The sequence below is a fragment of the Chroococcidiopsis sp. SAG 2025 genome (assembly GCF_032860985.1).
In the GTDB taxonomy this organism is placed as follows: domain Bacteria; phylum Cyanobacteriota; class Cyanobacteriia; order Cyanobacteriales; family Chroococcidiopsidaceae; genus Chroococcidiopsis.
Genome location: NZ_JAOCNC010000001.1, coordinates 5,146,251 through 5,159,049 on the forward strand (window position 1 = coordinate 5,146,251; position 12,799 = coordinate 5,159,049).

The following is a 12,799-nucleotide window of genomic DNA, read 5'->3' on the forward strand; positions in this document are numbered from 1 at the left end:
TTTTCAATTAAATGAGATCCACGATTTGTAGGGGCGCACATCTGTGTGTCCCTACTAACGTCTCTTTTCTGATTATTTGACCGTTACTCGCCGACTCCAGGCTCGATATCCTAAAGCAAAGATACCTAAAATTGTGCCAGCAACAATTGAGGGTTCCGGTACGGCAACAGTAGATCGATTTTCCTTGACTTCTACTAAGGTTAAGTTTGTCACGCGATCGAAAGTACGAGAAAAGAGACCTTCGGTTGAAGCTGATGCAGATTCTCGATCGCCGCCAAAATTTGTAGTCAGACTAATATTACTCAGATTTAATTGAGTTCCATCACTTGAATTAAAATTGAGAAAATCGTTGTTTCCAGAAGTCACATTTCCTGAAATTGTAAATGAGTCTAGAAGCGTCCAACTATCTACATTACTAGTATCATATATGGCAAAAGAAACCGTACCGTCAGCGATCGCGGTTTCAGTTTGCGGATTGTCTATGGATGTTGTTAAATTTAAATCAGCATCGAAATTAAAAGAAAAAGTTTCGCCACTATTAACGCTAAAGTTACCTAAAACTCCAGCAAAACTGTCTGCCGTACCAGAGTAGTTGTTGCCAGTACCATCAGTACTACTAAATGATGAGTTGAAAGCAGATGGTGGTTCCGTAATAAAGTTTGCTATTGCATCTGTACTAGTATTAACATTATCATCTGTGGCAAAAGTATTCGTAAAAGTGTCAGTAATTACCTCGCTATCGAAGGGATTATGACTAAAGTTGTCAAGTGTAACTGTGGATTCAGAACTAGCAAAAGTGGCAGCAATACCAGGGATTGCTCCCAAAACAATTAATGGTATGGCTAATGGCATGGCTGGTGCGAGCGATCGCACAATTCTTGCATTCAGTTTTAGTTTTGGCACGAAAATCCTCCTCACATCAATCTCACTCAAAAGACTAGTTCTGTATCCAGAGCAATTTTTCTCACTGACAGCACACTAGTACTGACGGTTCCGTTACTGGTAGTAGTGAAAGCAAACTCTCTGTAATTTAACTACTGGCAGTATAAATTATTTCGCGATACTTACGTAACTCAATCTTGCGAATTGAGGTTTAAGGAAAATTTAATAAATGTGTCATATTGATGTCACATTTATCCATCAAACTTCATGCTATTAACTAACGAACTACCTGTTTAAAGCAGACAGAGTAGCCAGAAATGATGTTAAGGCAATCTAATGGAGCGATCGCGAGCGATAGACAGTAGAGGGAAATAACTGATTTTGCCAGCAGGCAAAAGATAGGAGGCAGAAGAGAATCCTTGCAACATCAGGCGATCGCGTGGATGTCAACTACATATTTATCTTTGCCATGCTGCATAGATAGTTAACAAAAACAGCTTGACAAAAACAGCGTTACGAGTATCAACCGTCAACGATTAAACGTTAACTCTTGAGATAGGAGTATCGAGCGTGCCAACCTCTGATTCCCAAGTTTCCGTTTCAAACCGAGAAGAATTGCAGACTCCGCCGCCGTCACCCCGCTCCCAGAAACGGTGGTGGCTGCTACTCATGCTCCTAGTCGGAGCTGGAGGCGTTGGACTGGGACGGGGATTAACTCCCGCCAGCCAAGCCACTGCACCAGCGGCAGCAAAACCGCAACCACCTCGTCCCATAGAGACGATCGCCTTAACTTCAGGTACGGCAACTCGAAGCACCAGTATGTTAGGGCAAGTCGAGGCAAGTGAGAGCGCTACAGTCCGCACCAGAACATCGGGAGTCGTGCAACAAGTTTTAGTCCAACCAGGCGATCGCATCACTCCTGGTACGGTTGTAGCCATCCTTGACGATACAGATCAGCGTTTAGCTGTAGCCGAAGCAAGAGCAAGGCTGGCTCAAGCTCGGAGCGAATTGGCACGCTTAGAAGTTGGTACGAGGCAGGAAATCATCGCCCAAAGGCAAGCCGAAGTCCGAGCAGCTCAAGCGCGGGAACAGGAAGCTCAAGACAATTCAGAACGAACCAGAAGTCTAGTTACTACTGGCGCACTCTCGCGCCGGGAATTAGTCGAAGCAGAATCGCGGACAGATGCCGCTAGAGGGGAGCGAATGCAAGCCCAAGCGGAGTTAGCAGAAGCCACCGCCGGTCCCACTCGCGAGGAAATTGAGGCGCAACGAGCTAATGTAGCCGCCGCCGAGTCTGCATTAAGCCAAGCAGAATTAGCGTTGCAACGCACGCGCATCAGAGCTGTATCGAGCGGTGTCATCCAAACACGGCAAGTCAGTAGCGGAGACTTGGTAGAAAGCGGTGACGAGATTGCCACTAAGGTTAATGGCACTCAGTTAGACGTATTTCTAGAAGTGCCAGAATCACTCAGCGGCAGTGTAAGAGCGGGTATGCCCGTCGAGTTAACTGCCAGGGCGCTACCCAACTGGCGCGATCGCGCTACCTTAACGGGTATCATACCATCTGCCGACACAGCTTCCCGACGACAGCGCGTGCGGGTGAGACTGTCAAATCCCCCTGCCAACCTCTTGCCAGGAATGGCAGTACAAGCACAGTTACAGTTGCCTAGCGATACTCCTAGTTTTGTCGTCCCCCGCGATGCATTGACTCGGCGCGAAAATCGCTGGCTAGTATTTACCATTGCTGACGGTAAAGCCAGACAACTAGAAGTCGAACTCGTGGCAGACATGGGCGAAAAAATGGCGATCGCCAACCCACAACTGAGCCAAGGACAAGCGATCGTTGTACGGGGTGGGGATGGATTAAAAGATGGGGCGGCTGTAAGTCGTAAGTCGTAAGTCGTAATTACCATGAACTTGATTGAAACAGCCGTCCGCTGGCGGCACGGTACTTTCGTGTTGTTTTGCCTGCTTGCCGTATTTGGCATCTTTTCACTGTTGAGTTTGCCTTTAGAACTACAACCAGGAGGCGATCGCCCTGAAATTACTATCACTACCACCTATCCTGGTGCGGCTTCCACAGAAGTAGAAGACCTCGTGACTCGTCCCATCGAAGAACGGATGGAAGAAGTTTTAGGAGTACAGGAGATTACTAGCAACTCCCGTCCTGGTATTAGTGCCATCACGCTTGAGTTTACTTGGAACAGCGATGTGAACGAGCGGATGGTGGATGTGTTGAATAAGTTGCAACAAGTAGAGGAACTCCCCGCAGAAGTCAATGAGTCTGATGTGGAGATGGTCGGGGGTAATAGTTCGCCGATGATGTGGGTTGTCCTCGCCCCAAAACAAGGGTTTCAGAGCAATCCCGATCGCTACCGCGACTTGGCAGAAGAAGTTATCGTACCGAGATTGCGCCGAGTCGAAGGCGTAGGGCAGTTTCTCATTCCTGGGGGTCGGGAACGGGAAGTTGAGGTGAGGGTTGACCCCAAAGCTTTATTCGATCGCAACCTGACCATAGGCGATGTCGTGCGCGTTTTACGGGAAAATAATCGCGACATTCGCGGCGGTCCCCTAACGCTGGGTAGACGAGAATACCGCGTGCGTACCCTCAGCCGATCGCAAGATATCGAGCAAATTGCTGGATTTGTGCTGCGGCGCGATCCGTCGGGTACAGTCTACATGCGAGACGTGGCAACCGTGCAAATGGGGCGCAAACCTCTAGAGAGTGCTTTAGTTTTTAACAATACCCCTGCCGTGGCAATTGGGATTATCCGGCGCGTCGGAGCAAATGTACCGGAGACATCTAGGGGAGTGAGGGCAACTCTGGCAGAGTTGCAAGCCCAGTTCGATCGCCAAGGAGAAGGTATTCGCTTCGTCTACAACTACGATGAGAATGACTACATCGGACAATCGATCGCCTTGGTACAAGGGAACTTAGTTAGTGGGGCGCTGCTAGCAACAGCCGTATTAATTCTGTTTTTAGGTTCGATGCGAACGGTGGCAGTCGTTGCCCTCACGATTCCTACAACCTTAATAACAGTATTCATCGTCATGGCATTTTTGGGGCGATCGCTCAACATTATTAGCTTAGCGGGGTTAGCGTTTGCTGTAGGGATGGTAGTAGACAACGCGATCGTTGTGATTGAGAATGTCTTTACTCACATGCAACGAGGAAAAGGAGCAGTTCGCGCCGCGATCGATGGCACTCAAGAAGTTTGGAGCGCAATGTTAGGTTCTACCCTCACTAACGTTGTAGTTTTCGTTCCCCTAGTCATGGTACAGGGAGAAGCCGGACAGCTATTTGCAGACATGGCGATCGCCCTTTCCTGTGCATCCCTGTTTTCTCTATTTGCTGCATTAACTTTAGTGCCAATGCTCTCTGGTTTATTTCTCAAACAGCATGAAGCAATGCAAATGCTAGGAGACGGGAGTCGGGAGTCGGGAGTCGGGAGTCGGGATACAACCAACCAACAACCATCAACTGTCAACCAACAACCAACAACCATTAGACAAAAAATCGAATCAGTCGTTTTTCGTACTTCTGCTGTCTTTCGCTTATTTCAAAGCAAATTAGAATCATTTCTAGCATCTACCGTGCTTTGGTCGTTGGGTGCGGGTCGCGTTGGTCGTCGGCTAATTCTTGTTTCTATTCCCGTCATCCTGCTATTTACAAGTATCTTTCTACTACCCCCTGCCGATTATCTGCCTGAAGGCAATCGCAACTTAGTTTTTTGGGTGGCAGAACCATTACCAGGAACCAGCATTCCCGAAGCTATTCGTCTATCTCAACCTGCAAGAGATTTCTTAAGCAAGCAACCGGAAATCGATCGCGTCATGTTTATCGAACGTCCTGGTAGGCGCGGGATTGCGGCAATTCTCAAACCCGAATTTGCCACTACCAACGGACTTGCGAATATGGTCGTTCGAATGCGACAGCAGAGCAATAACTTTCCTGGCTATCGCTTTCTGATTCCGACGCGCTTCTCGATTTTTCAAGACCCAGGTAAGGAGTTTGAAATTCAAATCGTGGGTGCAGATTTGCAGCAGTTGAGCCAGTTGGAAACGCAGATAACCGATCGCCTGCGAGGATTTCCTGGCGTGCGTAACGTCAGGTCAGATTATGTTTTTGGTGCTGGGGAATTGCAGGTGATTCCCAACCGCGAACGTTTAGCTGAAGTTGGACTGTCAGAGGCGGAAGTAGGAGCGATGGTGGAAGCAGCGTTAGGTGGTCGAATCGCTTCTGATTTTATCGATGGCAAAGAAGAACTAGATGTTTCGGTGGAGTTGCAAAATCTTTTTGTCGAAACTCCAGAACAATTGCGCCAACTCCCCCTGTATACCAATCGCGGGCAGCAAGTGCAGCTAGCGGATGTTGCCGAGGTACGGGAAACAACGGGACCAGATGTTGTCAACCACGTCAACCTAGAGCGATCGATTACCCTGACAACTTCTCTCGAACCTACAGCACCTTTAGGATCGTTAGTCAATAGTGCAGAAACTCAAGTTTTAGCTCCACTCAGAGCCAATCTTCCCGCTGGATATCGGTTAGATTTATCTGGATCTGCCGATCGCTTGGCTGAAACCTTGTCTCAATTGTCTTCCGCTTTTATCCTGTCTGTTCTGATTATTTACTTGCTACTAGTAGCGCTGTATCGCTCTTTTCTCTACCCAGTCGTCATTATGGCAACAGTACCGATGGGAATGAGTGGCGGATTGTTGAGTCTGGCGATCGCCAACCAAATTCCCGGTGTTATCATCCCCTTGGATATGATTACGGCACTAGGATTTATCATCTTGACTGGGGTAGTGGTAAACAATGCGATCCTCTTGGTAGACCGCACTTTACAACTCCAAGCAGAGGGCGAAGACTACGATAAGTCTCTTTACAATGCCACACGCGATCGCCTCCGTGCTATTTTCATGTCAGCTGGCACGAGCGTACTAGGAATGTTACCTTTAGCAGTCGTCCCAGGACAAGGAGCCGAATTGTATCAAGGGTTAGGCATCGTCCTCACTGGTGGCTTAGCTTTCTCAACCATCCTCACTCCCACAGTAGTTCCCGCCATCATGGGGTTGCTACGCGACTTGTCTGGACGCAAACAGCCATCAGTTGTCAGTTATCGGTTGTCAGGGAGCAGGGAGTAGGAGAAGAGAGCGATCGGGAGCGATCGGGAGCTGAGGGAGAATTACTTCTGACTTCTGACTCCTGACTCCTAATTTTTGACTTTTGACTTTTGACTTGTTTATTACCCTGACTTAGCATCGGGAATTGTAATATCAATCGGAATCACTTCTGAGGCGATCGCGCTCAGTGGTGGTTGAATTGCATTAGCATTACCCACAACTAGGGTAACGAGTTTTTCTGGCTGGAGGTATTTTTTGGCAACTCGTTGGACATCAGCCGCAGTCGTGGCTTGTACGCCGCGTTGGTAGCGAAACAAGAAATCTGCCGGATAGCTAAAATATTCGTAGCGCACTAAGCGAGACAGAGTTTGGCTGGGGTTTTCAAAATTAAAGACAAACGAATTCAATACTGATTCTTTAGCGCGTTGTAACTCATCTGATTGAACTATGTCGGTTTGGAGTTTTTCAATTTCAGTCCGAATCGCACGCAGAAAAGGGACAGTCGCAGCCGAACGAGTTTGTCCCCCCGCTACAAACAACCCAGGATAATCAAAGCGGGGACTCCAGACACCATAGACGGAATAAGCCAAACCCTGACGCGATCGCACGGAATTAAACAACCGTCCGCCAAATCCGTTTAAGACTTGATTCATCACGTCTAAAGCTGGATAATCGGGACTGTTGAGCTGTCCGCCTAAATGCCCGACTTGGACGTAGCTTTGAGTTAATTGGGGGCGATTGACAAAATATAATCCGCCCAACTTAGACTGAGAGGCTGTTGGAACTTGGGGTTGAGATAGATTTGGTTGAGATTTCCAATTGCCAAAATATTTTTGAATCAGCGATCGCATTTTCTGCGAGTCGAAATCTCCAACAATGCCCAAAATCAGATTATTGGGATGAAAATATTGACGATAAAATTTCACTAAATCCTGGCGGGAAATATTATCTAATGTGGCATATTCCACCGTTCGCGCATAAGGGCTATCACTGCCATAAACTAATTTTTGAAACTCCCGCCCGACGATTCCATTCGGATCGTCATTACGACGGGCGATTCCGCCTCTAACTTGAGTTTTTGCCAAATCTAACTTTTCTTGAGCAAATATTGGTTGTTGTAAAACTTCTGCGAATAGCCCAAACACCCTTTCTAAGTCTTCACTCAAGGCGCTAAAACTAGCAGAACCAGAAGCATCATTAATTCCAACTTCTACCGCTGCTGCTCGTTGTTCCAATAACAGATTTAACTCATCTGCGGAATGTTTCTGCGTCCCACCAGTTCGCAATACAACTCCAGTTAAATTTGCCAATCCTACTTTATCTGCTGGTTCCCAGCGATCGCCCGTCCGAATTATTGCCGTTCCTCCCACTAAAGGTAAATCCCGATCCGGCATCAAATACACCACCATACCATTTGGCATTTCGTAGCGATCGTATTTGGGAATTTGTACTTGTTTGAGGGGGGGAAATTCTAATTCTGTATAGTGCTTGGCTGTAGCTGCGGTGGCTGGTGGATGGTAAACAAGTATTAATAAAAGCGTTATTAGTATTAGACCAATTCTGTGAAAATTACGGATAAGGTGCTTGTCCCGCGTCATAGTGATTTTGGATCTGGGCAATTTGAATTATTGTGTCATGTAGACTGTAGGGGCGCACAGCTGTGCGCCCCTACGATGATACTTTCACGCAGCAAAATTAAATTACACCAAAGAGCGATCGGTCAAAATTTCGTAACCGCTTTCTGTAACTAACACGGTATGCTCGAACTGAGCAGAAAGAGCATTATCTACCGTTACAGCCGTCCAGCGATCGGCAAGAATGCGCGTAAATCTCGATCCGGCATTCAAAATTGGCTCAATTGCTAGCGTCATTCCAGCACGGAGTTTAACGTTAGGCATCTCGCGGGTACGGAAGTTGAAAACCGAGGGTTCCTCGTGTAAGTTTCGACCAACACCATGTCCGGTGAAGTCTTCGACGATTGTAAAACCATTCGCCTCTACATGGTCTTGGATCGCCCCTGCAATATCCATCAGATAATTTCCAGCCTTAACTTGCTCGATTCCTTTATAGAGAGATTCTTCAGCAACGCGGATCAGTTTAGTTGCTGTCGGACTGACTTCACCAATGGCGATCGTAATGCAAGAATCGCCGTGAAAACCTTGATGAAAAGCTCCTGTATCAACTTTTAAGACATCTCCTGTCTTCAAAACTTTTTTCGGATTGGGAATTCCATGTACGACTTCATTATTAACGCTGGCACAAATTGAAGCAGGAAAACCGTGATAACCCTTAAAGCTAGGAGTTGCATCCATTTCGCGGATACGCTTTTCAGCATAGGCATCGAGATCGGCAGTCGTCATCCCAGGCTGCACCATCTCAGAAATCTCTTTTAATACCGTTGCCACAATCTTAGCTGACTGCCGCATAATTTCGATTTCACGGGGAGATTTGATTTCAATACCCCGCCGTTGCTTTTTTTGGCGCTGAGATTGAGCAGGTTGTTGAGGGAGAAGATTACTGAGAATATTCATGGAGTTTTATGGGAACAGATGGGGTGACTGTGGAAAGATCGAGTTGGCTCTGATGCGATCGCGCTTGTCTGTAAATTTGCGATCTGAATTTGTTATCCAGGCTAACGATTCAAACACCTTCTCTATTTTAATTTACAGTCCTTCACTTTGAGCCGATTGTGGTTTGACTTATGCGGCGATCGCGATTTTCCCCTTCATTCCTGCTTCTGTATGCCCGGGAATCGGACAGCGCAAAGCGTACTTACCCGATTTCAAAGGTACAAATACCCATTCTGCTTTTGCCCCTGGTTTGAGTTCTAGTTCATGGATTGCTCCTTTAATCTCTACATTGCCAGCTTCTACTTTTTGCGTCCAAATACCATCAGCAAAATCTTTTGCCGTGAAATAGTGTTTCTGCGGACTGGGATTGGTCAGTACGAGTTTGTAACGTTTGAAGGCAGAAAATTCTAGAGAATCTGGCACGAACTTCAACTCGTTACTGGCAGTCCCCAAGCTGACGGAAATTTCTGTTGCTGGCTGACGCAACAAATCTACAGATGGGGTTGTACTCGTCGCCGCTTGAGCTAAATTTGGCATAGCGATCGCCGTACAGATTATCAACCCTGCCACAACAAAGAATTTTTTTAAATAGCGCATCATAAAATCTCTTTGTGATGATAAATATCTAACTTGTTAGGAGCGAGAGTCAGGAGTCAAGAGGAGTGAGGAGTTAGGGAAATTCGGAATTTGGCAAAGCGCAGCAGTTTCTCCCCTGCTTCCTTGTCTGCCTTGTCTGCCTTGTCTGCCTTGTCCCCTCACTCCTCACTTCCCTTGTGCTGTAGCACTACCAGGACCAGCTGTAACGATCGCCAGCTTATCTGGTTGCAACAATTCTTTTGCTGCCAGATTGACTTTTTCTAAAGTGACAGCTTGAATTTTTTGTGGAAAGTCGCGTAATTCCTCTTCACCCAGCCCGAAAACAGCATTCATTAAGATCGTACTAGCAAGAGCGTCAGGACTAGCAAGGGAAACAGTATAACTACTGGTAAGAGAGCGTTTAGCTGCCTGTACTTCCTCTGGTTTAAAGCCTTGAGTTTGAATTTGTTGCAACAGTTTGCGGGTACTGGCGATCGCTTTTTGCGCATCGCCAGGATCGGTTTGCATTTGGATTAGGAATGGTCCGGCGTGTCTGCCAGCTTGGAAGCCGCTGTAGATGCCGTAAGTCAAACCTTGGCGATCTCGAATTTCTGTACCTAAGCGACTGGAAAGCGTATCGCCACCTAAAATCTGATTCAACACCAAAGAGGTGTAGTAACGCGGGTCTTTGCGATCGATTCCCCGATATCCCATAAATGTAATCGATTGAGTTTTTCCTGGCATGATGGGGTTAAACTGCTCGATTTTAGGGGGTAAAGATACGGAAGGATAGGCGACTGTAGGCGGTTTACCCGTTGCTTTCCAGTTCCCTACCTGTTGCGATAAGAGCGATCGCACTGCCTTTGGATCGAAGTCTCCCAATAAAGTCAAAATCGTTTGGTCGGGACGGTAATGCGTTTGATAAAACTTCACGACTTCCTGACGGTTAATACTCTGTAAGCTTTCCTTAGTAGGGAAAGTATGGAAGGGATGATTCGCAGGATAAATCGTTTGTTGAAACTTCCGTTGCGCTACCCGCCCAGGATTATCCAAGTCTAATTTGAGTTTAGTGAGAGCGCGTTGGCGAGATAGTTCTAATTCGCGATCGGGGAATGTGGCATTTTGCACCACATCTGCCATTGTTTGAATCACTACAGGTAGATCTGTTTTTAAGCTATAACCAGCAATTTCTACGCCTTCGCGATTCGCAGAAAAACCCAGACTCGCCCCTCTATCTTCTAGCGTCTTGGCAAGTTGCAAAGCATCCTTACTCTTCGTCCCATTCATCAGGTTGTCTGCGGTCATGCTTGCCAAACCACCCGACTGATTTGGATCGAATTCCGTCCCTGCCTTGATATAACCGCTCAAGGTCACGGTTGGCGTGCTAGAGTCTGGCAAGAGCAACACCTGTAAACCATTGTCCAAAGTAAATTCTTCCGGTAGCCGCCGCGCTTTCGGTGTAGCTGCAACATCTACTGGTGGTAGGTATTTAGCCACTTCTGCCGGATCGACAGGGGGACCGAGGTTAAAGCTTTCCGCCGTTTGACCGCTACCCGCTGCCCCAGCACCACCAGGTTGTCCGGCGATTTGGGTAGGTTCAAATTTGCCTACACTCCGTTTCTCGGTAGCTAAGTAAGTATTTGCTACCCGCTTGACATCATCTACCGTCACCCGCTCTAAAGCTGCTAGGTAGCGATCGATATAGCGATAATCGCCAGATGTAGTTTGGCTGTAACCCAATTGCGTCGCTTGGGAACTGATATCGCGATTGCTCAGAATCACTGTCGATCTTAATTGGGCTTTGGCGCGGTTGAGTTCTTCTGGCGTGACTCCTTGAGTCCGCAAATCCGCGATTGCCTGTTCCTGCACTGTGTCAATTTTATCTAACTCTTGCCCTGGAGCCGCTGTAGCCGAGAGTTCGTACCAACCCCCTGCCATCATATTCGCCGTGCCACCACCTGCCGCACTCGCTAAACCCGATTCCACCAAGCTTTGATACAGCCGAGAACTCCGCCCTTCTGTCAAGATATAATCCATCGCATCCAGTGCGGGAACATCAGGATGATTCGCATCCGGCAAGGGATACACGACTTGCAACGTCGCTGCCGCCCCTGGTTCGTTGAGAACGATAGGCTTACTGTTAGAACGAGCAGCAGCCAATTCCCTGCTCCCTGCCGCCCGCTCGCAAAGCTTTCCGCCGTCGCACGGCGGAAAAGCTAGCGGGCGCTGCTCCCTGCTCCCTGCTCCCTGCTCCTTCACCCGATCCGGCACTTTGCCAAAAACCTCTTCCACTGCTTTTAACGTTGGTGCGGTATCAAAATCTCCTACTACAATCAGCGTGGCGTTATCGGGGCTGTAAAACCTGTTGTAATAATCTCTGACTTTTTCCGCAGTAAACTTTTCTACGTCAGCTTTCGTACCACCTACAGGCAAACCATAAGGAGAGTTAGGAAACGCGGCACGCCTTACGGCGCGATCGAGGCGATAAGTAGGACTATTCTCATAACCCTGTAGCTCAGAAATGACAACTCGCTTTTCACTCGCCAGTTGTTCGTCATTAATTAATGCATTCTGCATCCGGTCTGCTTCAAGTTCCAGCAGCGCCTTCAATTTATTTCGTTCTACCGTGCCAAAATATGCTGTTTGGTCGAAGCTGGTAAAAGCATTGGACTCGCTGCCTAAAGCACTAAACAGGCGACCAAATTGAATTGGACGGGTCGTTGTACCTTTAAACAGCATATGCTCCAATTGGTGGGCAATACCGTTTACCCCTGGAGCTTCATTGCGCGATCCGACTTTGTACCATACTTGGACGCTAACGACTGGTGCAGTATGGACTTCTTTAGTCAAAACCGTTAAACCGTTTTCCAGTATTGTTTTACGGACATCTTCCGTGACGGCTAGAGTCGATCGCGTGACTGTAGCAGCAGGACGCTGAGAGTCAGCAGCAGCCGGAAAACTCAGCGTTATTCCATTAGCCAAGAACAGCACTCCACTCAGACAAAGAGTGAATGGAATCACAAATAGCCGATGACGGCGTAAATAAGTAAAAATCCGCATGAATTGTTTCGATTGACAGTCAGTGGTTGCTAAGTTCAGTAGTCTTATTGACTCTACTGTAGTCCGCCGATCGCGACTTGGGGATTAGCATTTATTTATTTACTTAGGCATCGACTTTTGTTTAATTTTTTTATCTCAATCTATCTGCGATCGGCTTTCATCCAACACTCACTTATTCAATTTCCATTCGCCTAAGACTCAAATAAGTGAGTTGAGTATCCTAGACATTCATCAACTCATCTAGTTGTGTACGTAGTCTGCGTAATACCAACGAGATCGCCCACAATCATGAGTCAATTCGCAATTCAATATTCGCCCCATAATTTATATATTCTTGAAATAATTCAAGTACAATTTTCACCATTGCTTTACAATTTGCTCTAGGCATTCTCTGTAGTTATACGCAATAATTTTTAATTAGTCAAACCGCTAAAAACTATTTCGGGAAAATACAAAACTTAATTTAGGTGAGTTATACTAGCTTTATTCTGAATAACAATCTTAAAAATCACCACAATGAATTTGCTTAAATGAATCTAGGTAAAGAGCTTTAATTTCCTATTATAAATGCGTCCTTAAACCTGATA

At 46.9% G+C, this 12,799-nt stretch carries 7 protein-coding genes; 2 read left to right on the plus strand and 5 right to left on the minus strand.

All coding sequences use genetic code 11. The features are described 5' to 3' along the window. Positions 1 to 72 precede the first annotated feature (72 nt). The gene (locus N4J56_RS25325) at positions 73 to 903 is read right to left on the minus strand and encodes a hypothetical protein (protein WP_317108960.1); all 831 of its coding nucleotides are present in this window, start codon (positions 901 to 903) and stop codon (positions 73 to 75) included. 549 nt (positions 904 to 1,452) lie between these two features. Between N4J56_RS25325 and N4J56_RS25330 the strand changes: the two genes are divergently transcribed. Next, entirely contained in the window at positions 1,453 to 2,781 is a 1,329-nt protein-coding gene (locus N4J56_RS25330) for an efflux RND transporter periplasmic adaptor subunit (protein ID WP_317108961.1), read from the plus strand. A 12-nt stretch (positions 2,782 to 2,793) separates the two neighbouring features. Then, positions 2,794 to 6,027, plus strand: a complete 3,234-nt coding sequence (locus tag N4J56_RS25335; RefSeq protein ID WP_317108962.1) for an efflux RND transporter permease subunit — start codon at positions 2,794 to 2,796, stop codon at positions 6,025 to 6,027. A gap of 101 nt (positions 6,028 to 6,128) precedes the next feature. Here N4J56_RS25335 and N4J56_RS25340 read toward each other — a convergent pair whose 3' ends face one another. From N4J56_RS25340 to N4J56_RS25355, 4 genes are all read right to left on the minus strand, one after another. After that, positions 6,129 to 7,604 carry a pitrilysin family protein gene (locus N4J56_RS25340; RefSeq protein WP_317108963.1) on the minus strand — a complete coding sequence of 492 codons (1,476 nt, stop codon included), beginning with the start codon at positions 7,602 to 7,604 and terminating at the stop codon, positions 6,129 to 6,131. A gap of 102 nt (positions 7,605 to 7,706) precedes the next feature. Continuing rightward, complete coding sequence (gene map / locus N4J56_RS25345; RefSeq protein WP_317108964.1) at positions 7,707 to 8,537, minus strand: type I methionyl aminopeptidase; 831 nt, start codon at positions 8,535 to 8,537, stop codon at positions 7,707 to 7,709. Between the two features lie 168 nt (positions 8,538 to 8,705). Then, positions 8,706 to 9,113: a plastocyanin/azurin family copper-binding protein gene (locus N4J56_RS25350; RefSeq protein ID WP_410500589.1), complete on the minus strand. Its 408-nt coding sequence runs from the start codon at positions 9,111 to 9,113 to the stop codon at positions 8,706 to 8,708. A gap of 225 nt (positions 9,114 to 9,338) precedes the next feature. Next, a complete protein-coding gene (locus N4J56_RS25355) occupies positions 9,339 to 12,212 on the minus strand; it encodes a pitrilysin family protein (protein WP_317108966.1) in 2,874 nt (957 codons plus the stop codon). Positions 12,213 to 12,799: the final 587 nt, after the last annotated feature.

Bases quoted from the DNA above. Each gene is read 5' to 3' on its own strand.
- map (WP_317108964.1), bottom strand. From the start codon at position 8,537: ATGAATATTCTCAGTAATCTTCTCCCTCAACAACCTGCTCAATCTCAG.
- N4J56_RS25335 (WP_317108962.1), top strand. From the start codon at position 2,794: ATGAACTTGATTGAAACAGCCGTCCGCTGGCGGCACGGTACTTTCGTG.
- N4J56_RS25355 (WP_317108966.1), bottom strand. From the start codon at position 12,212: ATGCGGATTTTTACTTATTTACGCCGTCATCGGCTATTTGTGATTCCA.
- N4J56_RS25340 (WP_317108963.1), bottom strand. From the start codon at position 7,604: ATGACGCGGGACAAGCACCTTATCCGTAATTTTCACAGAATTGGTCTA.
- N4J56_RS25350 (WP_410500589.1), bottom strand. From the start codon at position 9,113: ATGCCAAATTTAGCTCAAGCGGCGACGAGTACAACCCCATCTGTAGAT.